Source organism: Massilia rhizosphaerae, from assembly GCF_016093545.1.
Taxonomy (GTDB): Bacteria; Pseudomonadota; Gammaproteobacteria; order Burkholderiales; family Burkholderiaceae_D; genus Telluria; species Telluria rhizosphaerae.
The window spans coordinates 1-1,180 of sequence record NZ_JADKYX010000049.1; the positions used below are offsets into that span (position 1 = coordinate 1).

At 51.3% G+C, this 1,180-nt stretch carries 1 rRNA gene; it reads left to right on the forward strand.

From position 1 onward, the window contains the following. Window positions 1-20: 20 nt before the first annotated feature. A 23S ribosomal RNA gene (locus tag ISF28_RS30195) occupies window positions 21-1,180 on the forward strand; the annotation flags it as partial.

Sequence of the window (1,180 nt, forward strand, 5' to 3'; positions counted from 1 at the left end):
TGCAGGGGCCAACGTTATAGGGACAAGTGAATAAGTGCACATGGTGGATGCCTTGGCGATTACAGGCGATGAAGGACGTAGTAGCTTGCGATAAGCTGCGGGGAGTGAGCAAACACACTTTGATCCGCAGATTTCCGAATGGGGAAACCCGGCCTTTTAGGTCATCACTCACTGAATACATAGGTGTGTGAAGCGAACGCGGCGAACTGAAACATCTAAGTAGCTGCAGGAAAAGAAATCAACCGAGATTCCCAAAGTAGTGGCGAGCGAAATGGGATGAGCCTTGTACGTGATAGTCGATTGAATAGTGGAACAGCCTGGAAATGCTGGCCATAGAGGGTGATAGCCCCTTACACGAAATTCAAACGGTGGTACTAAGCGTACGACAAGTAGGGCGGGACACGTGAAATCCTGTCTGAAGATGGGGGGACCATCCTCCAAGGCTAAATACTCGTAATCGACCGATAGTGAACCAGTACCGTGAGGGAAAGGCGAAAAGAACCCCGGGAGGGGAGTGAAATAGATCCTGAAACCGTGTGCATACAAACAGTCGGAGCCTCTTCGTGGGGTGACGGCGTACCTTTTGTATAATGGGTCAGCGACTTACATTCAGTGGCGAGGTTAACCGAATAGGGGAGCCGTAGAGAAATCGAGTCCGAACAGGGCGACAGTCGCTGGGTGTAGACCCGAAACCAGGTGATCTACCCATGGCCAGGATGAAGGTGCGGTAACACGCCCTGGAGGTCCGAACCCACTAATGTTGAAAAATTAGGGGATGAGCTGTGGGTAGGGGTGAAAGGCTAAACAAACCTGGAAATAGCTGGTTCTCTCCGAAAACTATTTAGGTAGTGCCTCAAGTATCACCACCGGGGGTAGAGCACTGTTATGGCTAGGGGGTCATTGCGACTTACCAAACCATTGCAAACTCCGAATACCGGTGAGTGCGAGCTTGGGAGACAGACGTCGGGTGCTAACGTCCGGCGTCAAGAGGGAAACAACCCAGACCGCCAGCTAAGGTCCCAAAGATTGGCTAAGTGGAAAACGAAGTGGGAAGGCTAAAACAGTCAGGATGTTGGCTTAGAAGCAGCCATCATTTAAAGAAAGCGTAATAGCTCACTGATCGAGTCGTCCTGCGCGGAAGATGTAACGGGGCTAAGCCAGTCACCGAAGCTGCGGATAT